This is a genomic window from Enterococcus sp. 3G1_DIV0629, from assembly GCF_002141285.1.
GTDB classification, from domain to species: Bacteria; Bacillota; Bacilli; order Lactobacillales; family Enterococcaceae; genus Enterococcus_B; species Enterococcus_B lactis.
Window position 1 is genome coordinate 723,687 of sequence record NZ_NGLI01000001.1, and the last position, 24,828, is coordinate 748,514.

General features: G+C 32.0%; 31 protein-coding genes. 25 read left to right on the plus strand and 6 right to left on the minus strand.

Features of this window, described 5'->3' with window-relative positions; all coding sequences use genetic code 11:
* The first annotated feature begins 17 nt into the window (after nt 1–17).
* The 3 genes from A5816_RS03750 (at nt 18) to A5816_RS03760 (ending at nt 2,650) form a co-directional block, all read left to right on the plus strand.
* A complete protein-coding gene (locus A5816_RS03750; RefSeq protein ID WP_086310751.1) occupies nt 18–1,349 on the plus strand; it encodes a 6-phospho-alpha-glucosidase in 1,332 nt (443 codons plus the stop codon).
* 84 nt (nt 1,350–1,433) lie between these two features.
* Nucleotides 1,434–2,201, plus strand: coding sequence for a MurR/RpiR family transcriptional regulator (locus A5816_RS03755; RefSeq protein WP_086310752.1), 768 nt, complete (start codon nt 1,434–1,436; stop codon nt 2,199–2,201).
* A 5-nt stretch (nt 2,202–2,206) separates the two neighbouring features.
* The gene (locus tag A5816_RS03760) at nt 2,207–2,650 is read left to right on the plus strand and encodes a hypothetical protein (protein WP_086310753.1); all 444 of its coding nucleotides are present in this window, start codon (nt 2,207–2,209) and stop codon (nt 2,648–2,650) included.
* A 208-nt stretch (nt 2,651–2,858) separates the two neighbouring features.
* Here A5816_RS03760 and A5816_RS03765 read toward each other — a convergent pair whose 3' ends face one another.
* Entirely contained in the window at nt 2,859–3,449 is a 591-nt protein-coding gene (locus A5816_RS03765; protein WP_086310754.1) for a type 1 glutamine amidotransferase family protein, read from the minus strand.
* A 761-nt stretch (nt 3,450–4,210) separates the two neighbouring features.
* Between A5816_RS03765 and A5816_RS03770 the strand changes: the two genes are divergently transcribed.
* The 9 genes from A5816_RS03770 to A5816_RS03815 all read left to right on the plus strand — a co-directional run bounded on the left by A5816_RS03770 (nt 4,211) and on the right by A5816_RS03815 (nt 10,431).
* Nucleotides 4,211–4,873 (plus strand): hypothetical protein, encoded by a 663-nt coding sequence (locus A5816_RS03770; protein ID WP_010732436.1) that lies wholly within the window; start codon nt 4,211–4,213, stop codon nt 4,871–4,873.
* A 15-nt stretch (nt 4,874–4,888) separates the two neighbouring features.
* Nucleotides 4,889–5,107, plus strand: coding sequence for a hypothetical protein (locus A5816_RS03775; RefSeq protein WP_010732437.1), 219 nt, complete (start codon nt 4,889–4,891; stop codon nt 5,105–5,107).
* Nucleotides 5,108–5,687: 580 nt separating this feature from the next.
* Complete coding sequence (gene relB / locus A5816_RS03785; RefSeq protein ID WP_086310755.1) at nt 5,688–5,918, plus strand: type II toxin-antitoxin system RelB family antitoxin; 231 nt, start codon at nt 5,688–5,690, stop codon at nt 5,916–5,918.
* A complete protein-coding gene (locus A5816_RS03790; RefSeq protein ID WP_002400299.1) occupies nt 5,915–6,181 on the plus strand; it encodes a type II toxin-antitoxin system RelE/ParE family toxin in 267 nt (88 codons plus the stop codon). The genes relB and A5816_RS03790 overlap by 4 nt, the downstream gene beginning before the upstream one ends.
* Before the next feature lie 250 nt (nt 6,182–6,431).
* Nucleotides 6,432–6,659: a hypothetical protein gene (locus A5816_RS03795; protein WP_086310756.1), complete on the plus strand. Its 228-nt coding sequence runs from the start codon at nt 6,432–6,434 to the stop codon at nt 6,657–6,659.
* Nucleotides 6,660–6,854: 195 nt separating this feature from the next.
* Complete coding sequence (locus tag A5816_RS03800; protein ID WP_086310757.1) at nt 6,855–7,529, plus strand: zeta toxin family protein; 675 nt, start codon at nt 6,855–6,857, stop codon at nt 7,527–7,529.
* Nucleotides 7,522–7,683 carry a hypothetical protein gene (locus A5816_RS16030; protein WP_143351658.1) on the plus strand — a complete coding sequence of 54 codons (162 nt, stop codon included), beginning with the start codon at nt 7,522–7,524 and terminating at the stop codon, nt 7,681–7,683. Before A5816_RS03800 ends, A5816_RS16030 begins: the two co-directional genes overlap by 8 nt.
* Before the next feature lie 484 nt (nt 7,684–8,167).
* Nucleotides 8,168–9,193 carry an HNH endonuclease gene (locus A5816_RS03805; RefSeq protein WP_086310758.1) on the plus strand — a complete coding sequence of 342 codons (1,026 nt, stop codon included), beginning with the start codon at nt 8,168–8,170 and terminating at the stop codon, nt 9,191–9,193.
* Between the two features lie 479 nt (nt 9,194–9,672).
* Nucleotides 9,673–10,431 (plus strand): restriction endonuclease, encoded by a 759-nt coding sequence (locus A5816_RS03815; protein WP_086310760.1) that lies wholly within the window; start codon nt 9,673–9,675, stop codon nt 10,429–10,431.
* 56 nt (nt 10,432–10,487) lie between these two features.
* Here A5816_RS03815 and A5816_RS03825 read toward each other — a convergent pair whose 3' ends face one another.
* Together A5816_RS03825 and A5816_RS03835 are read right to left on the minus strand one after the other, a co-directional pair.
* Nucleotides 10,488–10,961 (minus strand): toxin, encoded by a 474-nt coding sequence (locus tag A5816_RS03825; RefSeq protein WP_256925991.1) that lies wholly within the window; start codon nt 10,959–10,961, stop codon nt 10,488–10,490.
* A 463-nt stretch (nt 10,962–11,424) separates the two neighbouring features.
* Nucleotides 11,425–13,089: a DNA/RNA helicase domain-containing protein gene (locus A5816_RS03835; RefSeq protein WP_086310761.1), complete on the minus strand. Its 1,665-nt coding sequence runs from the start codon at nt 13,087–13,089 to the stop codon at nt 11,425–11,427.
* A gap of 704 nt (nt 13,090–13,793) precedes the next feature.
* Here A5816_RS03835 and A5816_RS03840 point away from each other — a divergent pair.
* Together A5816_RS03840 and A5816_RS03845 are read left to right on the plus strand one after the other, a co-directional pair.
* On the plus strand, nt 13,794–15,173 hold the full coding sequence (locus tag A5816_RS03840) for a hypothetical protein (protein WP_086310762.1): 1,380 nt from the start codon (nt 13,794–13,796) through the stop codon (nt 15,171–15,173).
* 116 nt (nt 15,174–15,289) lie between these two features.
* Nucleotides 15,290–16,081, plus strand: coding sequence for a hypothetical protein (locus A5816_RS03845; protein WP_086310763.1), 792 nt, complete (start codon nt 15,290–15,292; stop codon nt 16,079–16,081).
* 253 nt (nt 16,082–16,334) lie between these two features.
* On the opposite strand, the gene A5816_RS03850 is transcribed toward A5816_RS03845, so the two are convergent.
* Nucleotides 16,335–16,970: an ImmA/IrrE family metallo-endopeptidase gene (locus A5816_RS03850; RefSeq protein WP_086310764.1), complete on the minus strand. Its 636-nt coding sequence runs from the start codon at nt 16,968–16,970 to the stop codon at nt 16,335–16,337.
* A 17-nt stretch (nt 16,971–16,987) separates the two neighbouring features.
* On the minus strand, nt 16,988–17,362 hold the full coding sequence (locus A5816_RS03855; protein ID WP_065773013.1) for a helix-turn-helix domain-containing protein: 375 nt from the start codon (nt 17,360–17,362) through the stop codon (nt 16,988–16,990).
* 877 nt (nt 17,363–18,239) lie between these two features.
* On the opposite strand from A5816_RS03855, the gene A5816_RS03860 reads away from it, so the two are divergent.
* The 10 genes from A5816_RS03860 to A5816_RS03900 all read left to right on the plus strand — a co-directional run bounded on the left by A5816_RS03860 (nt 18,240) and on the right by A5816_RS03900 (nt 23,655).
* Nucleotides 18,240–18,560, plus strand: a complete 321-nt coding sequence (locus tag A5816_RS03860; RefSeq protein WP_086310765.1) for a hypothetical protein — start codon at nt 18,240–18,242, stop codon at nt 18,558–18,560.
* A 119-nt stretch (nt 18,561–18,679) separates the two neighbouring features.
* Entirely contained in the window at nt 18,680–18,904 is a 225-nt protein-coding gene (locus tag A5816_RS03865; RefSeq protein ID WP_256925992.1) for a hypothetical protein, read from the plus strand.
* A 297-nt stretch (nt 18,905–19,201) separates the two neighbouring features.
* On the plus strand, nt 19,202–20,284 hold the full coding sequence (locus A5816_RS03870) for a toll/interleukin-1 receptor domain-containing protein (protein ID WP_086310767.1): 1,083 nt from the start codon (nt 19,202–19,204) through the stop codon (nt 20,282–20,284).
* Nucleotides 20,285–20,327: 43 nt separating this feature from the next.
* Nucleotides 20,328–20,654: a nucleotidyltransferase family protein gene (locus tag A5816_RS03875; RefSeq protein WP_086310768.1), complete on the plus strand. Its 327-nt coding sequence runs from the start codon at nt 20,328–20,330 to the stop codon at nt 20,652–20,654.
* The gene (locus A5816_RS03880; protein ID WP_086310769.1) at nt 20,644–21,015 is read left to right on the plus strand and encodes a DUF86 domain-containing protein; all 372 of its coding nucleotides are present in this window, start codon (nt 20,644–20,646) and stop codon (nt 21,013–21,015) included. The genes A5816_RS03875 and A5816_RS03880 overlap by 11 nt, the downstream gene beginning before the upstream one ends.
* A 72-nt stretch (nt 21,016–21,087) precedes the next feature.
* Entirely contained in the window at nt 21,088–21,405 is a 318-nt protein-coding gene (locus tag A5816_RS03885) for a DUF961 family protein (RefSeq protein ID WP_002308940.1), read from the plus strand.
* 12 nt (nt 21,406–21,417) lie between these two features.
* Complete coding sequence (locus A5816_RS03890) at nt 21,418–21,801, plus strand: DUF961 family protein (RefSeq protein ID WP_086310770.1); 384 nt, start codon at nt 21,418–21,420, stop codon at nt 21,799–21,801.
* The gene (locus A5816_RS03895; protein WP_256926078.1) at nt 21,801–22,088 is read left to right on the plus strand and encodes a DUF3850 domain-containing protein; all 288 of its coding nucleotides are present in this window, start codon (nt 21,801–21,803) and stop codon (nt 22,086–22,088) included. Before A5816_RS03890 ends, A5816_RS03895 begins: the two co-directional genes overlap by 1 nt.
* Nucleotides 22,060–22,215, plus strand: coding sequence for a hypothetical protein (locus A5816_RS16215; RefSeq protein WP_174123965.1), 156 nt, complete (start codon nt 22,060–22,062; stop codon nt 22,213–22,215). Before A5816_RS03895 ends, A5816_RS16215 begins: the two co-directional genes overlap by 29 nt.
* 45 nt (nt 22,216–22,260) lie before the next feature.
* Entirely contained in the window at nt 22,261–23,655 is a 1,395-nt protein-coding gene (locus A5816_RS03900) for an FtsK/SpoIIIE domain-containing protein (RefSeq protein ID WP_086310772.1), read from the plus strand.
* Between the two features lie 36 nt (nt 23,656–23,691).
* Here the strand turns inward: A5816_RS03900 and A5816_RS03905 are convergent, their stop codons facing one another.
* The gene (locus tag A5816_RS03905; protein WP_086310773.1) at nt 23,692–24,432 is read right to left on the minus strand and encodes a DUF6710 family protein; all 741 of its coding nucleotides are present in this window, start codon (nt 24,430–24,432) and stop codon (nt 23,692–23,694) included.
* A 40-nt stretch (nt 24,433–24,472) separates the two neighbouring features.
* Here A5816_RS03905 and A5816_RS03910 point away from each other — a divergent pair, with 40 nt between their 5' ends.
* On the plus strand, nt 24,473–24,823 hold the full coding sequence (locus tag A5816_RS03910; RefSeq protein WP_086310774.1) for a hypothetical protein: 351 nt from the start codon (nt 24,473–24,475) through the stop codon (nt 24,821–24,823).
* Nucleotides 24,824–24,828 lie beyond the last annotated feature (5 nt).

The following is a 24,828-nucleotide window of genomic DNA, read 5'->3' on the forward strand; positions in this document are numbered from 1 at the left end:
GAAAGGGGAATGTTAATATGAAAAAATTTTCAATCACGATTGCCGGCGGAGGGAGTACATTTACTCCTGGAATTGTTTTGATGCTTTTGAAACATCTGGATAAATTTCCTATCCGGCAAATCAAATTTTATGACAATCTGGAGGAAAGACAAGCACGTATTGCTTCTGCGTGTGAGATTTTATTGAAGGAAAGAGCACCAGATATTTTGTTTACAGCCACTACTGATCCAGAAATAGCATTCACTGATGTTGATTTTGTTATGGCACATATTCGTGTTGGCTTATATGCGATGCGGGAAAAAGATGAAAAAATTCCGTTGAAGTATGGGGTAGTTGGTCAGGAAACTTGTGGACCTGGCGGAATTGCTTATGGGATGCGTTCAATTGGCGGTGTTTTAGAGTTGATAGATTATATGGAAAAATATTCACCAAATGCGTGGATGCTCAATTACTCTAATCCAGCGGCGATTGTGGCAGAAGCGACTCGAAAATTGCGTCCTAAAGCAAAGATCATCAATATATGTGATATGCCGGTGGGAATTGAAGAGCGTATGGCTCAAGCTATCGGCTTAGCTTCACGCAAAGAAATGGTCGTACGCTACTATGGCTTGAATCATTTTGGTTGGTGGACGGATATCCGAGATACAGAAGGAAATGATTTGATGCCTAAAATTCAAGAATATGTTAGTCAGTTTGGTTACGCTCTACCATCGGAATCTCAAGAATCACAACAAACCGATGCAAGTTGGAAACATACATTTATGAAAGCAAAAGAAGTGTATGACATTGACCCAACTACTCTTCCTAACACTTATTTGAAATATTACTTTTATCCGCAAGATGAAGTAGCGCATACCAACCCAGAGTTTACGCGTGCAAATGAAGTGATGGTTGGACGCGAAAAACAAGTATTTAATGAATGTGATCGTATCACTAATAGTGGTTCAGCAGAAAATACAATACTGGAAATCGATGAACATGCTAGCTATATCGTTGATTTAGCACGAGCAATCGCCTATAACACTCATGAAAGGATGTTGCTGATTGTACCTAATAACGGAGCTATCGAGAATTTTGATGAGTCGGCGATGGTAGAAATACCCTGTATAGTTGGCAGCAATGGACCAGAACCATTGATACAAGGAAAGATTCCACGCTTCCAAAAGGGATTGATGGAACAACAAGTAGCTGTCGAAAAATTAGTAGTCGAAGCTTGGGAAGAAAGGTCTTATCAGAAATTATGGCAAGCACTGACATTATCAAAGATTGTTCCAAACGCAAAAATTGCAAAAGATCTATTGGATGATCTGGTGAGTGTAAACCAAGAATACTGGCCTGAGTTGAAATAGCAGTATCCCAAATACATCGTGGTCCTCCTCTATTAAAAAATAGTTTCATGTTATTGCATATACTAATAATAGAGGAGGGATAGTATGGAACTAGAAAAATTGATTCATCAACATGCAGAAAAATTAAGCGAACTAGACCGAGGAATCTTGAACTTTATTTTATCGGATCCTAGCTTGATACAAAATTTGAAAATAACTGACTTAGCGGAGAGACTTTATGTCTCAAAATCTTCCATTATGAGAACAACTAAGAAATTGGGGTTTTCTGGTTATTCTGAGTTCAAATATTTTTTACGACATGTAAAAAATAAAGAAAATGGACTTAGAACACAAGAAGATATTTTTGAAAAACAACTGGAAGATATCCAGCAGACGCTTCATTATATGAAGGCTGTCAACTTAAAGCCAATCCTTCAATGCTTAGACCTAAGTAAGATGATCTATTGCTATGCAACGGGATTTTCACAAAAGAAAGTAATCGATGAGTTTTATAAAATGATGCTAGGTATTGGAAAGAGAGTAATGGTATTGCCAAATAAGACGGAGTTTGATATGGCCATGCCACTAATAACATTAGAAGATATGGTCATTATTGTTTCTTTGAGCGGTGAAACACATGAGGTCAAAGAAAATCTGACTGCCTTTGAATTACAGAAAATTCCAGTTTTGACCATTACTGCAGCTGGAGATAATTATTTCGCACGCCATAGTACTTATCATTTAAATTATTATTGTAATTGCTTTATCCTTGGAAAAGAAAATAAACCATTTCAATCATTGATCAGCTTGAGTTGCTTAGCAGATTATTTAGTTCGTGCTTATGGTGTATATACGCTGAGAGAGGAGAGCTAGATGAGATGAGAAGAGACAGGATAGAAGGACTCTGGAAACACATTTTACTTGGTTATTGGATAGCCGCAGCTTTCCTTTTTTATTTCTATGCTATATTAATGACGATCAGAATGAATGGAATGATACACGAAGCTTTTTTCCATAATCCATATATCGCTCTTGGGTCCTTATTTCCTTTTTTAATGTTATTTCAAGCAAGTATTCTTTATTTTTTAGAAAAAAGAACAATTGAAACCAGCTTGTTAAGAATATACCTACAAATTACGGTTGTCCAACAAGTTATAACAGGAAATTTAATAGGAGCTCTTTTAGCTTTTCTCTATGTAAGAAGTTTAAAAAAATGTGGGAAGAAGTCCACTATATACAGCAAAGTACTAGTTTTATCTAGCACAATTTTTATAGGAACCATTAGTCTGCTAGCAATATTTTTGCTTTTACGAATGAGTTAATAAGTTGGTTCTCCATTTTTAATTTAAAATAGAAAGATAAGAGAAAAAGTTTAACACGATATATAAATTTGTAAATTAATGGAATCTTCTATAGTGAACATAAATAGAGTGTATCTTCTTTGATAAATACCATAAAAAAGCGTGACAAGCAACCATTATTAGATTGCTTGTCATAACATTGATAAGAGTATCCAATTGAAGAGAATGATTAGGAGAAAGGGTCTCCGTACTTTTCATAGTAATCATAGTATCCAAGTTTGTATAGACGAATCGTTTTTTGTCTTATTTCTTCTGTTTCAAAATGGACTGCTTGAAGAATCAAATCTGTGAATTCTATAGGAGCTGTTCCATTCGCGGTAATCAAGTTATGATCTTTCACAGCTTGTTGGTCTATAAAATCTTCTTTATTTTGATAATTTTCCGATTCTAACCAAGGAAATTGCGCATTTCCGGTGTGTTTGTAACCTTGCAATAATCCGCTCTGTGCTAAATAATCAACTGCCCCACAAATAGCAGCTACTGGTACGCCTGTTTTTAAAAATTTATCGATTATTAAATGTAAATGGTGGTTTTCTATGTCCCATGAATTACCACCAATCATAATAAAGAGGTCAATTTTTTCAGGTATTTGTTCGATTAAATAATCGATGTTTGTTTTTAGCCCTCCAATGGAAGTGACCTCTGATTGGATAGAAGCAGTTTTATTTTGCCATCCCTCATTTTGGTTTAGTGTGCTAGTAATATAAGCACCTTCCCAATCGGCATAATCCTCTAATAGAAACGTAATCGCAGTTTTCATTTTCAAGCTCTCCTTTATTATCTATGACAAGGACAACAGTTCTTAATATATAGACATTCATTAAATTTGGATAGCGACAGAGGAAACAACAATTCTTAAGTTTTAGACAGAGTACATAGGCAGCCAACTTTATTTACTAGCATTATAACATTTTGCATACGTGGATGACAAAGAACCAGCTGCCTTAACGTTACTGTCTATGAAAGAATCTTAGATTGAGTCAGAAAGTCTACTATTGATTCTATTCTGCGAATCTATTCGAATTAAAAAGACACTCTCGGAAAGTTTCTTCGAGTGATGGAAAAATTGAGTACCAAAAAGAGAAAAATTAACTGGTCTTCTAAGTAGAGGCTCTGACTAGCTTCTCTATTTATTAGAATACAATCTAAAAAGAAATTGGAAGGCAAAAAGTATTTATAAAAAAGAAACAATAAAATGTGTCAAACACTCAGCATGATATATATAACCATGTAACCAGTTCATTAAGAAAATAGTGAAAGCCGCAGAAAATAAAGTTTCTGCGAACATCCTTATCCCATTTTGCGAGCATATCTGCTATTACTGTGACTAGCTGATAATTCGACAACAAGGTAATTAAATTTGGATTTTTTGAAATTTAATCTGTTTTTTTATAGAATATAAAAGTAGTAACGATTATGAGTCTAAAAAAACTTTTTAAGATGCTATAAAATATTAAACTTGTTATTAATTTATAGTTATGTTGTCTTTATAAGGCAAATTTAAATTTTGGAGGATTCATAATGAAAAAGAAATATTTGGACTTAAAAATGTGGATTAGTGTAATAGCAGTAACTTTTGTTTTGTCCGTAGTAGCAACAAGTGGGAGTATGATTATTTCAGCTAATGAGTTGATTCTAGATGAAACTCAGAATAGTGAAAGCAATTTTAGTTCTGAAGACTTGTCAGTTTATTACTCGGAAGAAAAAAAGAATTCCGAACTAGCCCTTGAAAAAATCAAGGAAGAATATGGAGATGTTCAACCTAAATTTAACGAAAACGGAGAAATATTATTAACACCTGAAGATGAATTAAGAATGGAACAAGCAATCAATCAGTATTTAGCAATGATTGGATTCAATCCAAGAATGCGAGGCGTAGGGAAAAATTGGTGGAACTCAACTGGTTTTGTGGCTGGTGTCATTGATGTAGGGTTAATAGCGATTGGACTATGGACGACTGGTGGGAGTGTCTCAGCCGTTAGAACATTATTAAGAAACAATAGAACAAATATAACTAGAATGGTTGAAAGACAAATTTTAGCTAAAATTGGTATTGGAGTAAGTGGTCTATTAAATAGTATGTTCAATATTGCACTTACAATTGCAAGTACATCAGTCGGGGGAGTCTTAGCAGAAGGGTTGGACCGTGCTGATGGAAAGAACGACAATTATATTTTAGCATAACAGGAGTATACTTGGATGCGAAGAAAAACAAAAGAAAAAATCAATCATTTGATCAATATTGGCATATTCTGTTCGATTATTATGGCTATTTTCTCGGTCATTTTACTTCTTCAAAAAAGATATTTTTGGGCATTTTTGAGTATGATTGGAATGATGGTTGGTATTGCTTCTTTTTGGAATTTAAAAAAAGAAATGAAGTCGATTGAAGAAGCTGGTTTTCATGATAATAATTGAATGCTTCGTTAAGCAAAAACAGGATTTGTTGTTATAAGCGATGGCCTTGATCGAGTAGATGGAAGAAATGATAATTATCTTTGGGCATAGCGCTAGACAAGTTTAAAATTCAAATGGATGAGGAGCTATAAGTGACAATAGGAGAAAATTTGAATTTTTTAGGTAGAATACTGCTAGGAGTATTGAGTGTGTACTGCTTTATCAGTGGCACACGATTTCTCTTGAAAGTAAAAACAATTGTTCGTTTCAATTTAGGAAAAGAAATGTCAAAAACAGATTATATAAAGGTAGAAACATATTTAAAAAAGTACAAGCTATTTGTTTTTTGGGGCTTTGTGTTTCTTGCGATAAGTTTAATTTTGGTGTGTTTAAAAAAACTACCCTTCTTCTGAGAGTTCATTTGCAAGGTCTGCAGCTTCAAAATAAAGTTCTTCAGAAATCACATTCAATCCAATAATTCTCCTGACTTTTTTTATTGGTTAAAAAAATGGAAAAATCTCAAAATAAGCTAAGTAAATCATACAAAATTGACATCTTGTCCCTTTTGTATTACAATGTGATACAAAAGGGAGGCGATAATATGGCTATGATTACGGTTCGTGTGAGTGATGCCGAAAAAGAATGGCTTTCTTATATGGCGGAATTTTATGGGATTACTTTATCTGAGCTTCTAAAAACCTATTCGATGGAACAACTAGAAGATGAATACGATCGTCAAACGGCTGAAATTGCCCATAAACATTGGGTAGAAAGTGGAAAAACAACAGTATCTATGGAAGAAATCCTTCATGAATTTGGAGGGCTGGGATGACCTACCGTTTAGAATTCACGCCTGAAATTCAGAAACAACTTCGTAAAATGGACAAGCATCAAGCGATGCTGATCGTTCGATGGCTGTATCAACATATTGATGGTATTGACGATCCGAGAAAATTCGGAAAAGGATTGACCGCTAATCGTTCAGGACAATGGCGTTATCGAATTGGCAAATATCGTGTGTTGGTAGAGATAGAAGATAAACAATTGGTTGTTATCGCTATTCAAGTAGGACACCGAAGAAATATCTATGATTAAGATACTGTTTATTTTTACAAAAAAATAATAATTGGATTCTAGTTAAACCTCTTGAAGTGAGAGATTTAACTAGATTTTTTTATGAATAAAATAAGGACAAGATTGTTTAGGGGAATCATGAACGTAAAAAAATCATCCAAGAAGTCGATTCTTGGATTTTTTAGTGGATTTGTTCGTCAAATACGTTTAGTATGCGTATATGAGAGGTTGTAAGCAAAGCGTTGTGACCTGAGCACTTAAGGAGGAATCTGTGAAAATAGCTTTTCATATTTTTGCAGATTTTGAGTTAATGCCGAAGGTCAGCTTTGTGAACACCGTTTATCGAGAGGTTGTGAAAGCCCCATGTAGCTCCGACGACAATAAGCAAGCATTTTTGGAACTAGACTTCTTAGATCATAAACATGCGGCTTATTTCAAGGAGCTGGTGCTTGAACACCGTTTAAAGAAGGTCGAAAACAGGTACGACTTTTCGACGTAAGGAGAAAGAATTTCAATGATAGAAACAATAAATCCCGCAGAAAACAAGGTTTCTGCGTACATTCATATCCCATTTTGCGAGCATATCTGCTATTACTGTGACTTAAATGTTAATATGGTTAAATTGACCGTTATATTTTTTATATAAATATCGTATAATTAGTATAAATATAGAAGAAGGAAAGAAGGTGCAATCTTGGAATCTAAAGACAAGTATTTAGATTACGCTAGGGTCAATAAAGATAAATTTATTGAAACAATTATCAAGGGGAAAATCCCTGACGATGAAAAAGACGCGGTATTCATGGCCGGAAGCCCAGGAGCAGGTAAAACAGAGGTTGCACTAGGTTTAGCTGAAAATTATGACAACCATGTTGTGATTGATGCGGACTATTTTAGAACACAATTTCCAGAATACAATGGAAAGAACTCAAGTGTTTTTCAGAAAGCTTCTTCTTGGTTAGTTGAACAATCATTAAAATATGTACTGGAACATGGCTATTCTTTCATATTAGATGCTACTTTTGCTATCCTTAGTGCAGAGAAAAACATTATTCGAGCCCTTAAAAATAACTTTCGCGTTACGATTTTCTATGTTTACCAATATCCCAAAGTTGCCTGGGATTTCACTCGAAAACGTGAACTAGCTGAGGGACGTCATGTGCCAAAAGAAACGTTTATCAATGCGTTTTTTAAGTCAAGAGAGAATATTGAAAAAGTCAAAGATAGACATCCTGAAGTAGTCCTTCACATAATGATTAAAGATTATCAAAATAATATTTCTGAAGTACACTATGCAGCAGATAATATTCAATTAGTACTACCAATACAATATACTTCAAAAGAGTTGGAGGAGGAATTACATGACTGAGAAAGAACAAGTACAACAAATCGTGAAGAAGTATAATAAAAGTATTGCTGATCTATCAGAAAATGCCTCAGCGAAAGAATTTAAAACAGTGATGAAGTATATAGCAGATGAGGCAAATCGTAAGCAGCGTAAATTAGTGGGGTTGGATAAGTAAATTTTTTAAACCATATCCTTGTAAAGTTGAGTTTTTTATTTTAATGAACTAAGACTATTAAATAGATAATTATTGTAACTTAAAAACACAGCTAAAAATTAGTTGTGTTTTTTTATTAGGTTTACTTTTCAGGTATAAAAGGAACTAGCTACTTTTTCAAAATTTCTAAACCTTTCCATATGTAACGTTTACCAAGTTATTCGCCATAAAATTTTATAATTGGATCACCCATTGTTTTACATAAGTCGTATTTAAGTAATAACCGGCGTTTTTTACATAAGAAGCCTTCGGATATTTTTTAGTTTGATTGGCTCTGATATCCCTATAAAGAATATGCTAAGATAGGAATAGTAAAAATTAACATAGATGAGGTATAATAATGATGTTTTTATATATTATAGATAACTTGAACATAAAATGAGATTTTTCGATTTTCAAGTTATCTAATGCCAATTATATTGATATCATTAGGAGCTGCATTGCTATGAATCCAACATTGATTACTAAGAAAGAATTACTAAAAAAATTAGATATTTCTACTGGTGTATTAGCTGATTTAATTAGAAATGGCATGCCAAAAGAGGGAGAAATGTTTAATCTTGATAAAATTATCGCATGGCGAGAAAATTGGTCTAAAAACATATTAGGTGAGTTAGAAGTTGGTAGAGTATATACTAATAAAGAAATTTCAGAGAAGTTTAAATGTTCTAAACAGGGTGGAATGAGAAGATCTCATCAAACTAATACTCTTGTACTGTTTAGTGATCAAACAGGAAGTAATGTTTATAAAGATAAGTGGTTAAATGGTATTTTACAATATACCGGTATGGGGCTAAAAGGGGATCAAGTATTGGACAAGAATCAAAATAAAGTTTTAGCCAATTCAAAAAGTAATTTTGTAAAGATTCATTTATTTGAAACATTTAAACCAAAAGAACACACGTATTTGGGAGAAGTATATTTAGCAGGACAAATATATACTGATAATGAAAAAGATAGTTCGGGTAACAGAAGAAAAGTATATAAATTTCCTTTAGCTTTAATAAATCAAGAGCAATTGATTGAAGATAAAGACATATATAATCAGGAAAAAAGTCAAACTAGGCATGTTCATAATTTATCTGATACTAAATTAGAAGAAGAAGCAAGAAAAATTAGTAGTTATAACAAAAAAATGGCTGCAAAATATGTTAACAAAGAGGAGTTTTTCTTCTCAAAAACAAAAGTATATAAACGTAATCCCTTCGTATCTGAATATGTTAAACGACTTGCAAAAGGTATTTGTCAACTTTGCCAAGAAAAAGGACCATTTATAAAAGACGGTGTACCTTATTTACATTGTCACCACATAGAATATTTGTCGCAAGGTGGAAAAGATGTGATTGAAAACTGTATCGCGTTATGCCCCAATTGTCATGCTAGAATTCATGAACTTGAGTTACCTGATGATAAAGAAAAATTGCTGAAGATCGTTGAAAAAAGAGAAAATAGCTTTTCTAAAATAACGTAATTTATTTTTATGGGACAAATAAGCTAATGGGTGCTATGCCTTCTATGTGAAACTTAGTTCTATGATAAGTAACAAAGTATTTCTAGTTCATTTCTCCAGTAAATCCCAAATACTGGAGGATTCTTTTTTGTAGTGCAGCCTTGCTCAGGAAAAAGTAGTTGGCTACTTCGTCAAAATTTCTTAACGCATAGGGAAGTGCTCGATTATTCGCCATGAGGATGCTGACACTTACATTTGCACGAAGTACTTTTTCACAGTTTTCTAGCAAGTAAATTTTTTTAAATTTCATATCAAAAAAAGCATGAGATTCTTCAAGGGTATATCTTTATAAAGTGGAATATCTTATGCATTTTTATATTGTTCTAAAGTTCAATCTTCCTTTTACAAAAAATCATTTTTTTGTGGTCAAACAAATTAATACTCTTGTTATTAATTTACAATAAAAAGTGATATATAACTTTGTGAAGGGAGACAATAAATTGGTTCTAAAATTTTTACAGAAGTTAAATGGAAAATCGAGTCAGTCAGAAGATGAAACAGAGGTTCATGAGATTATTTCTGAAGTAAAAATGGGCTTGGAAAAAGCGTCACTGGCGCTAAACAGTGACGAAAAAATTGTCGTAGATTTCGTAAACGATATGGATAGGGATTTTGGAAGTAGTATTCGAGATCGAGTGAGACAAGGTGATCATTTTGAGAGATTTTTAGCCGCGGTGTTTAGATTGGCTGGGTATGAAGTTGAAATAACCAAGAAAAGGTATATGAAGGATAAGCGTGTCTATACTGGCGATGGTGGCGTGGATTTGATTTTAACTAAAGAAAATGAGCGTATAGCGGTTCAAGCAAAATCAAAGCGCTTAAATAGCACAAGTAATGAACGGTTGATCACTGATAATGATGTAAAAAATTTTGCAGGAATATCTGATAAAAACTGGACTAAAAAGATGTTTATCACTTCGTCTTTTTTTAATACCCATGCCTATAAACAAATAGCAGAAAATGAAAAAGCACATAAAATCGAGTGGTATGGTAGGTATGAACTTTTAAAACTGTTAAATCAGTTGATCCCAGAGACAATGCTAAAATGTCAATTATTGAATTCCTTGCCTAAAGATATAAAATCATGTCCTAAATGTAATGAAGGAATTATGATTCCACGCAAGAACGGGGGAACTGGACAGTATTTTAATGCTTGTTCACGCTATTTTGGTCATACAGAAAGTATAAAGAAGTATTAAATTGAAAACACTATAACTTAAAAGTATCAAGTTCTACTCTAAATGTCGATGTATCTCTAGTTCATTCCTGTAGTAATAATTTTTAAATAACCTATACGCTTCTTCTGAAGTATATCCTCCAGTAAATTCCAAGTACTGGAGGATTCTTTTTCGTAGTCCTCTGGCAGATAAGTATCTTCTAAAATCATATCAGAAAAAGCATGAGATTCTCCAAAATAGGATATTTCCCTATAATAATGGATGATCTCATGCATTTTTGTAAAATCTTTACGTTCGAGCATTAATTGTTGATTGGTGGTAATAATGATTTCGCCATGGACTTTTGTAATGGAACCAAGCAATTTCTTACTTAAGTTATTTTTGAATTTGTACTCTATAAACTCAATATTTTCAACTTCATTTACATAATTCTCAATGTCGTAGCATTTTAAATGTTCCATTTTCTTTGAACAGTAATAACTCACTTCTTCTGAGAGTTCATTTGCAAGATCGGACACTTCAAAAAAAAGACCATCGCAAATACAGTCCAAAACAAACATTCTCCATAACTACTTCTTATTTTTTTAGCTTTTGCACGTTGAACTAAAAAGTCCATATATTCATTTAATTCTTCTTGCAATTCTTCAATATCTTCTACTTCCATATCTGCAGTATTCAATCTGAAGTGAGGAAGGATACTGTCTCCAAGCTGATCTTCTTCACTACGTTTTGGAGGAGTTGGATCAGAGGTTCTATTTAGTAGAAAATCTGTAGAAACATTGAAGAAATCTGCTATTATTGTTACTGTGACTGAAAAGTATTGAGTAATACATTTTTATTAATTGGTAAAGTTAACTTAATTTTATTTTCATATCTATATAATGAAAAAAACATAGTACATCGAAAGTGTGCATTGATGCACTATATCCATTCTTTTGATTTAAATAAATTAAATCTATCTGGTAGTAAAAATTTTAATTTAAGTCATATTAATTATATTAAAATTTTTAAAGGTTAAGAGAGTACACTAATAAAATAATTGCGAAGTTTTTCATCTTCAATAAAAATACGGATACCATCTATACCTCTAGTCATTAAAGTGTAATAAATATTTTTTATAAAATCTGTAAACTGTTCTTCTGTATATTCTTCTTGTATAGGTTTTCCATTTCTATCATAGTAGTTATCTTTTAAACCAATAATTTTACCGTTAGAAATAGTTAGATCTTTTCCAATTATTAAACCTACACAATTAATATCAATTCCTTGAACAGCATGTATAGAACCAATTTCCTCACAACTGTTCTTTTTGTTTATCCAGTTTTCATGTGTGCTATTCCAGCGCCACTTTTTATCGTCTTCAAACCAATCATAAGCATCTTTGTCTTTTTTGCTTAGCCACTCTCTTGCATATCCAGCAATCACACGGTTTTGACTATCTTGAAGTAAATTATCCATTCGCTCAATATAATCAAACAATTCTGATATTGAATTTACAAAACCAAAATAACTGTCTTTATCATTATTTCTAAAAAGTGAGTGATCAAAAGAATTATCATTAGAAATTTGAAGAGCATATTTTATTCCTTTTAAATAATCATCAGACGTATATGTCTTTCCTTCATCGTGAATATTAATTCTAAACTGTGTTTTTAATACAATTTTCTTAAACTTGTTATTGAGAATATAGTTATCGTAGGTATATACCGGAATATCAGAGGGTCTAATTGTCTGATATCGATCATAAAATAAGACTAGGGAGGATGTAAATTCCCTTAAAAGTTCTAAACTATTTTTGTCTTTTTTATTGTTAAAGTATTTAAGTTCAGATGGGTGGAGCTTTCCATAGAATCTAGGCAAACGATGTGCCTCGTCAACAATAATATAGTCGAAGTATTGCTTACTTGTTAATAGAGAGCCCCAAGTACCTACTTGTACATTCTTATTAATACCATAGTCCTTGAAAATTTTTTTAGCATTTTCTCTCCAATTTGCTTTTATAACAACTCCAATTTTTTTGGTACCATTAAATTTATCAAAAATTTGCGCAACTAAGTTAGTCATTAACACTGTTTTACCAGTACCAGAGCCGCCTTCAATTATATAATTGTTACGATTGATTGTGATTTGTTCAATTATTGCTTGTTGTTGATCTGTGAGATCCATAAAAGGAGAGTATTTTGCTAGTATTCTTTGTTTTAAAGTACTTATTTTTGTATTGTTCGTTACTCCTAATCTTGTTAATTCTTCTTCCCATAGAGGACAAATTACTAATGATTCTAGTTCTTTAACATCTTGATAGTAATTAGAACTATTACCCATTGTACGATTATCAATGACAACTTGTTTTTTTCTTTTTTCGTTATCAGTTACAAATAAAGTAATCAAACGCTTTTCAAGATAATCAAGATTTTTATCAATCAATTTTCCATAAATAACAATTAGTCTATCATAATTTTTCATGACAAAGTTTTTATTAGAATTACTATTATGCTGTTGGTGACGTCTTAACAAATTTTTAGTTTGTCCTATATAATATTTCTTTTCTCCAACATAAACATATACAACATCTCTATTAGACAACAAATGTATTTCTGTCCCGGATAACTCTTTTGTGTTTAATTTACCATCTAAATCTATATCCATGGTAATAACGTTATACTTTCTAAGCAAAGTCAATTCAACTTCCTTTCTTATACTAAGTATACCGTATGGTTATTTAAAATAGAACTTTTCTTATAATTTAATTTTAAAAAATTATTATGGAAGATTGTGTTACTTTTAGCACACTATCCTAAGGAATTTTTTTGTGATAAAGACTAATAGTGCAAACAAATTTTTTATTAATTAGTATGCATTAATGATGTTAAACTCTTGATAAAAACAGTATATATCAATCAAACTGTTGTATAATGAAAGTGACTTATTAATAACAGTTGACTTAAACATCAAGTAAGTTCATGATTTTTCAAAATAGTTATGGAATTAGTAGTAATTTGAAAGTGTGATTTTCTTTTTATGTCAGTTGAATGTCTAGTCATATTTTTAATAATTTAAATGGAATAACATTTTTTATAATCAGTGCATGAGGTTGATCACTTTTATAGAAAATCTGAGCTTAGGATAATGTGCATTATGTAAACTAGATAAATCGTAGTGTTAATTTAACATATCATTTATGTTACTTTTTTGAGATTAAAAATATGCTATTTCTATCTAAAGAAAAGGCAAAAAAACACCAAATCCTAGTTACTTCTAAAATAAATTAGAATTGCCAAATTTTCAGGCATAGATAACCTTTAAAATATTTTATATAATTGAGTCATATAAAAATGACTTTGCAAACTCTTGGTATTTATTTTGAAAGATGTGAGGTGTTAGTAATGAGTGAACTGATTGTTGAATATTTGTATTTTGCCAAAAAAGAACTGCCTGAAGAGATTAGTAAAGTATTTAAAAAATCAATATCTCCTTATGTAGTGGATTCACAGCTTAAATGTGAAGTTCAGGGAGAAAAATTAATGTGCGACTATGATATAGTTCCGTATAATGACTCATTACATGTCGTTTTTAAATATGAAAAATTAGGAAAAATAGGGCTAAAAGAAGTACGCGCGTTTCAAGAAACGCTAAAAAAAGTAAATACGGAGTTAAGTAAATCTAGATTGAAACATACAACCCTTTTAGATACAAGTTCATTATTTCTTTCAAAAAAGTTGCTTCCTTATCTTCACAAATATGAGTGGTCTATGAGAAAACTGATTTATTTAATAGCACCGACTTATTTTATTGAAAACTGGTTAGAAGACTCAATTCCAGAAGAAGAGTTTAAAAAAATGAGAAAAAAAGCCAAAAATGAGTGGAATCCTGACAATCCTTTACAGTGGATGGACTTATCAGATTTTGAAGAGTATTTATTTGGTGAAAATTACGTACAAATTAATGGAGAAAATGAAAAAAGTGTTTTGAAAATTAAAGAACTTAGTGCAAAAGAACTTTTAGATCTGATCCAAGGGGGGAAAATTTCTTTATCTAAAGCATATTCTTTATGGGAAGAAATTTTTGATAAATATTTGGAGGTTGAACTAGATGAGATTCAGACTGATATGCAATTAATAAGAGAAGGAAGAAATACTGTAGGACATAATAAAGAGCTAAATGTGTCTTTGTGCCAAGTCTTGCTAAAAAAATTAAAAAAGTATATAAAACACTTAGATAATGCTTTTCAAAAGATATTAATTGGTGACATTGGGAACGAAGAACTGGATATAATGGCTGATGATCTTAATGGTTATATAAATTATAAATTGGATGCGACAAAATTAAATACTATGAAGCAGACGCTCGGTAGTATGGAAAGCGTAATGTCAAGACTGCAAGAGATGAATACTAGTGGCCTTGGAAACTTAATATCAAGAATACAAGAGATGAATACTGATGGATTTGGAAGCGCAGTATCAAGAATACAAGAGATGAATACCAGTGGCCTTGGAAACTTAATATCAAGAATACAAGAGATGAATACCAGTGGCCTTGGAAGCGCAGTGTCAAGAATACAAGAGATGAATACTAGTGGCCTTGTAAGTGCAGTGTCAAGAATACAAGAGATGAATACTAGTAGACTGGGAAGTGTAATATCAAAAATGCAAGAGTTAAATACTAGCAGTACAATACAAAATCTTAGTAACCTTGATGATATAATTCCTTATCAGGAAGAAATAGCAGATAACATAGATGATGAAGAAGAAAGGGACTTAGATTAGTTCTCTTTATATTCGCCTTTAAAGATAAAATAGAAAAAAAATGAGGTTCACTAAGATAGAAGATTCCTAGAGAAGTGAATAATCTCATAGAAAAACTGTGTAAGGAGATTTAGTGGATGCTGGATTCAACAGAAGTATATCATACAGAAGAACAACAAGATAATTATGCAGAAAAAGCTAGTGTTCTCAACCAAATTGAAGAATTAGAAACTAAAATTTTAAAAAGAAAAAAATGGAGTTACATGTGGGGAAGCATGTTTGTTGGCTCTATATTTTTTCCGATACTCAATAGTATTTTTTTACTCGATTTTAAAATTCCTTTTTGGATTGTTTCATTCGGTTTTATTTTATCCATATGCGGTTTAATCTATGTATTAGATCAAGATAAAACTGATAATAAAACACGTAGAGAGTTTATAGTTAAATTACAAGTGATTGAAAATTTAATTTTTTCTGAGGAGATATCTAATGCTACACAGGAAGAACGAGCAGTAAAACAACTAAATAAGAGCCAGTTAGACTTAGATAACTATTACCAGCTGAATATTTCACATGTAAGTAAAATATTCAATCTTGGTAAAACTATAGTACTATTTGGAACGTTTATTATTGTCGGAACTATTATTTTAATGTTTTTTAAACCAAAAATGGTCAATGATATTATACTAATATGTAGTTTGATTGGTGGAGCATTGGTTGATTTTATAGGAGCAATTTTCATTTCAATGTATTCTAAAATTATAAAATCTGCTAACTTAAGTCAATATGGGATGTTAGAAACAACACAAGCTTATCTGGGTAATGTACTTGCTTCGCAAATCCAAGATGATAAATTAAGAGAAGATACTTTATCAGAACTAGCTAAAAGTTTGATAAAGAAAGAAAAGAACATAAACTTTAATGATTGAAAAATAAGCCTGTAGAAAACAACATGAGTATTGGTTAGTGGTTTCCGAGATATAGAAAAAGTATTGATATAACGACATTGCTAAAAAGCAATTAGTGCTTTTTTGATTAAAGTTTCTAATAATACTCCTTCTTTTGATAAGGCTAATACTTTAAGGGGAAGCCCATAAAACTGGACGAAACAACAGTTATGAACTTTAAAAATAATTACTCGTTTAATCATTAAATCCTAATATTATAGTTAAACATCAAATATTAAATGCTGTAAAAATACTTTAGCAACTCTCGTCCATTTTTATAGTAATAATCTTTAAATAGTTTATATGCTGTTTCATATGTACATCCTCCAGTAAATTCCAAGTACTGGAGGATTCTTTTTCTTAGTGCTGCTTTACTCATGAAAAAGTAGTTGGCTACTTCGTTAAAATTTCTAAACTTCCTTAGGGCGTAGGGAAGAGCCCGATCATTCGCCATGAGGATGCTGGCACCTACATTTGCTCGAAGTTCTTTTTCATAGTCTTCTGGCAAATAAGTATTTTCTAAAATCATATCAGAAAATGCATGAGATTCTCCAAGATAGGGTATGTCCCTATAATAATGGATAATCTCATGCATTTTTGTAAAATTTTTGCGTTCAAGCATTAAATGTTGATTGGTGGTAATGAGGATTTCGCCATGAACTTTTGTAATGGAACCAAGCATTTTCTTACTTAAGTTATCTTTGAAGTCGTAATCGATGAATTCTACATTTTCCACTTCATTCACATAATTCTCAATGTCGTAGCATTTTACATGTTCCATTTTCTTTGAACAGTAATAACTCACTTCTTCTGAGAGTTCATTTGCAAGGTCTGCAGCTTCAAAATAAAGTTCTTCAGAAATCACATTCAATCCAATAATTCTCCTGGCTATTTTTTGTTTTTCTTTGCTTTTGCACGTTGAACTAAAAAGTCCATATATTCATTTAATTCTTCTTCTAGTTCTTCAATGTCTTCTACTTCCATATCTGCAGTATTCAATCTGAAGTGAGAAAGGATACTGTCTCCAAGCTGATCTTCTTCACTGCGTTTTGGAGGAGTCGGATCAGAGGTTCTATTTAGTAGAAAATCTGTAGAAACATTGAAGAAATCTGCTATTACAGCCAATTCATTTTCACGAATAGGACGAGAGCCTAATTCAATTTTTTTATATACACTTATGTTTAAACCAATAGCATCAGCTACTTCTTTTTGAGAAAAATTCCTATCTTCTCTTAATTGTTTAATCTTATCATATGCTTCCATTTCAGAACTCCTAGCTCTATTTTAATATAGTTTATCACAAGAATTTAGAAAAAAATGAAAAAAGTTCCGTTTTGGTATTGACGGTTCTGATACAAGATGATATAGTTCTGTTATAGAACTCGAGGTTCTTTATAAATGCAAAAAAATAAACAAAAAAGCGTTCACGAGAAGAAAATAAATTTCTGTTCCGCAAACACTTAAGATAAAACCTAGACAATTTTATTTTAAGCGATTTGACAGAATAATACAAGAAGGATATTTTCCTTTACGGTTATAAGTCTTGTTGAGGTGGCGTGTGCCAGCCGCTGAATGGCGCACAAGGTGGCAATGGAATCTTTAAGTAGAGCCATACTAACGATCAATTGAAGTAGAAGGTTTCTAACTTTTATCAAGGACTAGGTTTTCCGTTTTGACTACATATTGTGGTAGGGCATTGAAAACATTGGAGTAATTTCCGCTTGGTGATTGAAGGGTGTCTATTTTTGAACGATCAGATCATTTCCTATAACAATGTCGTGAGGACAGGTTGGAAGTGGTTGCTGAAGTATATCAAATGAGAAGGTATACGAAAGCTTAGCAAAAGGAGGAGTGTTGTACACCGTATGTGGTAGATCTATCTAACGTGCCGTGATACGAGTTGATCGTTAGCCGTTGAAGATGATTCTATGAAACGAATGGATGAGTGGCTATTTCATAGCATAAGCGAACTTATAGCCAATCATTAGCAGAAGCTGCACATTCTACTACCATGAAAAAAGAATCGTATAATTATTGTAATTTGCGTACGGATAAAAAAGAACGTAACCAACAATTTAACCTATGGGCACAGCTAGAAAATTCTGGTTGTGCTTTTTTTATTTAAACAGGAGGACAAAAAATGTCGAAATTATTTACGTCCATTCAAGAAATGGAAGATTTTTGGATTCAACTGGAACAAGAATTCTTTAACCGAGTGGATCAAGCCATTTATAAAGCTGGTATCAATATAGAAAAACAATCAGATGGAATTCACCTGGTAAAACTTCAAGTAGGGCAATTAATGGAAAAAAGATTGAGCAGACTCAATGATAAATTCTCGGAAAAAGAAATGGATCATCAAGCAGTTCGAAGAGAGTTTGATCGAGCGGAGATGTCATTTAGAAGGCCAGTCAATGAATTTATCACGAAATGGATGAATAATGGAGAATTGTGGCGTTGACAGATAATCTAAGAAATGAGGGATAAATCAATATGGCAGTTCTACTATCAGATTTTGAATGTGGCAGAATATTTTTTTCTTCAGATACGAAAAGAACATTGAAGAAGGTAATAAGAAAGATGAGAAATGAACAGATTGAGATTGAAGGATGGACGTTGGACGAACGACCTCTTGACACTATTTTTTGTTTTTATCATCCAGAAAGTAAACAAGCTTTTGATATTTTAGTAACTGATCAAAGTAAAATAACTACGTATTATTCAGGAGAAGAAGACGAAAACGGGATTAATTCGTTTCCCGCAAAGACGATTAAAGAAGCGATTGAAAAATATATTATTGAATAAATCCCTACTTAAATAATAAAGAGGAGTTGATAATTTTTGAGTGACTATTATATTATGATTGCTGCATTAATTGTTTCTTTTTGTGGAGTAATTTATGGAATCAAAGAAAATGAGCGAGATGTTTATTTTTTTTGCTTTGTATTATTTTCGCTTGAATTGACGATGATGTACCTACTTCTTAAATAAAGAATAAAATATAAGAAATAATTGTATAACCAAATATGCTGTACCAAAAATATATTCTGCATATGCAACTAAGAAATTTTTGATTTTAAAGGAAAGGATGAATAGATAAAAATGCCTCATCGAAAGGGGATTGATAAATCATTCTTAAATGAGATACCAGCACCATATAATTTGGAGAAATTAGATGAGATATTAAAAAGATACAAAGATAAGAACAGGCGTCGTTATCTTATTCCTTTATCTGATTTGGATGAGGACTTAAGATATGCTCCAGTTTGGGTCAAAAATGATATTGCCAAAATGGTTTCTACTTATTTATTTAAAATGTCAATTGATAATATGGTAAAATATACCTACAATAACTATTTATTAGTAGGTGAAAAGCATCCTATGGACAAAAAAGTCATGTTGAATTTTCCGTATAAGAATTATCCTGAGTATGTTTCTGTAATTATGGAAATGAATGAATTAGTATCTAATTCGGGAGTGTTGGAAGTTTTTGTAAATAATCACATTTATGAATTAGAAGCATCTATTTTGATCCATACCTCAGAAAATTATGAGGAAATTCTAAAAATTGCAAAAAAAGCTAAGATGTCAGTGGTTAATGATCAAGGCTTGGAAGAAAAAATAGAGGAAATGTCTTATGGATATAAAACAATGTTTCCGATTCCACCCCATTCTTCTGAAGAATTAATTTTGACACTATTTGGTTTTGGATTTAGTTTTCCTAGTTTAAAAGAGGAACAAGAAAAAGGGTTAATAAAAAACAAAAAGATCAAGAAAAAAGTATTTATTTCCTATTGCCATAAAGATAAAAAGAAAGTGTATTATATTGTAGATCAGTTAAAATCTTTTGGTTTAAATGTCTGGTTGGATGAACAAGAGATTGACTTTGGGGATAACATTTTGGAAAAAGTTTCGATGGGATTGGAAGAATGTGATTTAGCACTTGTTTTTTTAAGTAACCATACCCATAAAGCAAAAGGTGCTCGCCATGAATTGAATGCATTATTTAGCAAAATTATTTATCAAGAGTCATTGAAAAGCTGGATACTTGTGCGATTAGACGAAATAGATCTTAACAAAATCTATTTTGGATTAGGTAATTATAAATATTTTGATTATCAACTAGGAGCAGAAGAAATACTTTATACAATTGTTGATAAAAAATTAAAAAAAGTTGAAGCATGATCGATATAAAAAATACGTCTAAAATGATGAAGGAGTCTTTAGTATGCTTTTCTCCGTGGAAGAAATCCAAAAACGTGTAAAGCCAGTAGCTGAAAAATATGAGATTCCTGTAGTTTATATTTTTGGTTCGTATGCAAGGAATGAAGCAACAAAAGAAAGTGATATTGATTTTTTAGTAGAGACAAAAGGGATGCCTGAATCAAATTACTGGGTACTTTATGGTGAATTTTTCGAAGAATTAAAAGAAGCGATGGATCACGATATTGATCTAGTTGAAATGGAGGCTCTAACAGAGCAACATTTGACCAATTATCAAAAACAATTTTTAGAAAAAATGATGGAGGAGCGAATAAAAGTATTTGAAAAATAATAATGAGAAGGATTTGCGTATTTTAAAAGGAACGCTTATTTATTGTGAAGATATTGAAGCAACACTCAATCGTTTTGGTAGAAACTATGAAGTTTTTACACACGATCGAGTGTTTTTTCATGCCATCAGTATGTCGTTGATGCAGGTAGGAGAGATGGCAAATAAACTATCAGCTGAGTTTAAAGAAAGAACCAATGGAAAGGTCAATTGGTATAAGCTTAAGGCAATCCGTAATTTATTTGCCCATGCGTATAGCAATATCAATAAAAGGAATGTTTGGCAATTCGCGACGGTCTTTACACCCATTTACACGGAGTTTTGTCGTCAAGAAATTATTATTTTACAGAATAAAAATAGTTAAGATCTAGTCACTACACATTTAAGCAGTGGCTATTTTTTTATATCAAAAAATGAGAAGAAAAGAGGAATATTTATGGAATTTGCGATTGCAGAACCAAAAGAAACATTTGGAAAGTTGGAGTATGTGGGTCGAAAAGATGAATATGCAGAGTATGTGAATGGCAATCGAAAAGTTGTTGGTCATTATCATGCATTGTTATCTGTGAAGCAGCAAGAAACAATCGAAGTGATCTTACCTAACAGAGGAAATTCCTCTGCTTTGAAACTGAATTATGGGGATGAAGTGGAATTAAAAGAGGTCCGATGTGAACCATTTTCACAAGTAGCAGGGGATACAGGAGCTGTATCTGGTTGGACCATCAAAGTAAAAGAAATTGTAAAAGTAAAATAGGGGGAGAAAAACATGGCAAAAATGAACGAATTGAATAAAGGGATCGCGTTGGACATCAAGCAATCATTTGGCAATCTAAAATTTTTGAGGATGAAAGAAGATAAACGTAAAGAAGATGAAGAGGGCGAATTGGTATCCACACAAAGTCGATACGTGGTTCAATCAGAACAACAATTGTCAGAAGAGGTAATCAGTATTGATATTTCAGTGGAAAAGAAAATCTTTCATTTTGGTGATTTAGTTCAGTTAGTTAATCCGAGGATCGAGTATTATTCTTTCCGACAGGGACGACGTACAGATAATTATTTAAAGATTGTAGCAGATGATATTGTCAAAGCGCCTACTCATAAGAACGAGGAACCTAAGAAAAAAATATCAGTAGAAAATAAATCATGATGAAGCCAAAGAGACACGTATTAAAAATAAAAACGCAATATTTTTCTGCAGTTTGTAAGGATATGAAGACCTTTGAAATAAGGTATAACGACCGAGATTTTCAAACAGGCGATCACATACTTTTACGGGAAGTGGATCGTTTGGGGAATTATACTGGAAGAGAAATACAGGCAGAAATCACTTATTTAACAGACTATGAACAAAAAGATCATTTTATTGTTTTTAGCTTTAAGAAAAGAAATGAAAAGGAGTATTTCTATGAAACAATTAAAGAGACCCACTCGTAAAGTGAAAGAAGCTTTATTGGGGAAACATTTAAGTCCCTATAATTGGTTTGTTGAGCGAAGAATTGGTGATCGAGTAGTGATTATTCACCGATTTACAGGGACTAGACGTGAGCTAAGCATTGAATGACAGGAGTGATGCTATGTTTGTAGTGAGAGAAAGAATTGTTTCGACATGTTAAAAGAAATTTTTAAATATAGAGGAAGAAGGATCAGGAAGTACCATTTACATTATTGGGCTATCCATTATCTATTGTTTTTAACACCATTTTTAATTCCTTTAGTTATGCTGGTTTATTATTGGGTTTATCCAATAGTAGTAAGTTTCAACGATCCTAAACAGTTCATCTTGCCTGTTATAGTGATTGTTCCATTAATCATAATAGCTAATTTATTCGTCTTTATTTTGATGCGTCGCTCGCAACTTAAGGGAGGCTATTTTTTGTCTGTTAGATATTATAATGCGATAGCAGATATGCTGAAATTAGCTGGTTTTATGATCAGAATAGAAGCGAAACAATCTGGAAAGAAAGCAACTGAAAAATTCCCAAAAGTATATGTCAAGAAGAACAAGCATACCACAAAAGTGACTTTACCTTTAGATGGTGGTCAACATCATGATCGTTTTTTACAACTAGGGAAAAAACTAGAAGAAATGTTTATGGCAGATTTAGTTTCTGAAGAACGCGATTTTGGTTTTGTGACCTATGGATTTATGACTGACGTGATCGGCAAAAGAATTGAAATCAAAGATGTAGTGGCTAAAAATGGTTCGATTAAATTAATGGAAGGTGTCTATTGGAACTACGATTCAGCGCCTCATATGCTCATTGCTGGAGGCACAGGAGGTGGAAAAACTTACTTTCTTTATTCGCTGATTAAAGCCATGTTGGATGTGGGAACGATTGACATTTGTGACCCCAAAAATGCCGATTTAGCTGATTTAAGTGATTTACCAGTATTCAAGGGACATGTTCATTATGGTTCAGGAGAAACCATGATCCGCTGTTTGGAAAATGGTGTAAAGTTGATGGACAAACGATTTAAGTATATGAAATCTTTGTCTAATTACCAATCAGGAAAGAATTATGCTTTTTACGATATCCCGCCGCATTTTATCATCTTTGATGAATGGAAGGCGTTTTATACCTCATTAGATTATAGAGTGAAGGAACGAGTTGACACTGCTGTCCAACAGTTAGTATTAAAAGCTAGACAAGCAGGGATCTTCCTCGTTTTAGCGACGCAAAGACCAGATGCTGCAGATTTTCCAGCAGGAGTTAGAGATAATCTGATGTGTAAAGTAACAGTAGGAATACTCGCACAAGTCGCCTATCATATGGTTTTTGGAGAAGAAAACAAGAATAAAGCTTTCTTTAATAAGAAAATCAAGGGACGTGGCTACATTGATACGGGTGGTGGTGCTAAAGAAAATGAAGGAGAAGGAGTGGTAAGAGAATTTTACACACCCCTCGTGCCAATAACCTTTAACTTTTTAGAATATTTTAGAACATACGAGAAGATGATTATTTTTGATTTCGATAAACATGCTGAAAAAGTAGAAGTTTAAGTGTTCTAAAAATGGAGCTCTTCATAAATGAAAAATTTAGTCGGGGACAACAAAATCTATCTTATATTTTAAAAGTATTTTTCCAATTTCAAAAATAATGCCAAATCTAAAGTCACTAGCTTTTAGGATAGGTTGATTACAGTTTTTATGAATATAAAACATGCCATCGAAATTGTAGCATTTGAGTATCTCTGTCATATCAATTATACCATTTGTGAAGAGGGTGCCTTCACCTTTTAAAATTCCCGAATTAGTAGAATGTAGCCCATTACCATTCCAAAAGATACCTAAATATTTAATATAACTTAAATCAAAATGGTTTGTTTTATCGTATTTAAAAGGATTATTGACATCCATACCAACGAAAGCAAGAGTCTTTATAAGACGATCGTGTCTCCAAATAGGGGAAATTATTGGATCGTGTGCTAAAGAAACAGCAGTTTTGTAATTGAAAGTTGTTTTTGAAGGTAAAAGTTGATAGCAATGTGGACAAAACGATAACCTTGGAAAGCTATTATCAAAATGAATATCAAAGGTTTCATAACCTGTTGTTATGAGCTTAAGATTTAAATCTGATTGAATCCCACAAGTGAGTGATTTAATTAACCCATTGATGACTGCTTTCTTTTGTTCACTTTTTAGAGAATTATCTTTAATGATTTTTTCTATGCTCTCTAAATAAGCATCTAGAATCTTCTTATTATTAGTTATTTTCTTTGAAAAAATCATATGTTGTATTTTTATGAATGGCTCTGTTGAAAAAAATAATTTTAGCATAGTGATTGAGTCCTTTCTAAGTAAGTTGGAGGTGATAAAAATGATACTACTGTTTGGTCTTAATATTGTTTCTTTTGTTGTAATTCTTTATCAGTACATGCAAATGGGTAGTTTAAATAAAAAGTTACTTCTTATTGAAAAAAGAAATAGGTTATCGCGTTTTTTAATTTCAAATGTTTTAAAGATGTCTAATGTAGAAGAGTACTTAAAAAATAGTTGTAACTTCACAAAAGATGAATTGATTAAACTTGAAGCATTAAGATATGTGGAAGATTGTCTTTTGACTGACGTACTAAGAGTACAATCGACGAATATAGATATCACTAAGTTACATTTTTCTGTTCGTTCATATTTTCCCGAGATTAAGGATATGATGGATAAAGGTAATTGAGATAG